Below are 275 nucleotides of genomic sequence, written 5' to 3' on the forward strand. Positions count from 1 at the left end.
CCTACTTTCACACTGGTTGCAGCACTATCATCGGCGTAGAGTCGTTTCACGGTCCTGTTCGGGATGGGAAGGGGTGGGACCGACTTACTATGGTCATCAAGCTTTGACTTGTATGCTCTGCAGCCTTGGGCTGCACAGCGAATCCGGAAGAAGTAAAGTTTTTGGGTAGCACTCACCATCATAGTAAATGCGCATAACCGTCAAGGTTATAGGGACAAGCCGTACGGGCAATTAGTATCAGTTAGCTTAATGCATTACTGCACTTCCACACCTGA

General features: G+C 48.7%; 1 rRNA gene. It reads right to left on the bottom strand.

From position 1 onward, the window contains the following. Window positions 1–101: ribosomal RNA gene (gene rrf, locus GJ695_RS29470) — 5S ribosomal RNA — on the bottom strand; the annotation flags it as partial. Between the last annotated feature and the right edge of the window lie 174 nt (window positions 102–275).

Origin of the sequence: Duganella alba (assembly GCF_009674495.1) — a bacterium.
Lineage (GTDB): Bacteria > Pseudomonadota > Gammaproteobacteria > Burkholderiales > Burkholderiaceae_D > Rugamonas > Rugamonas alba.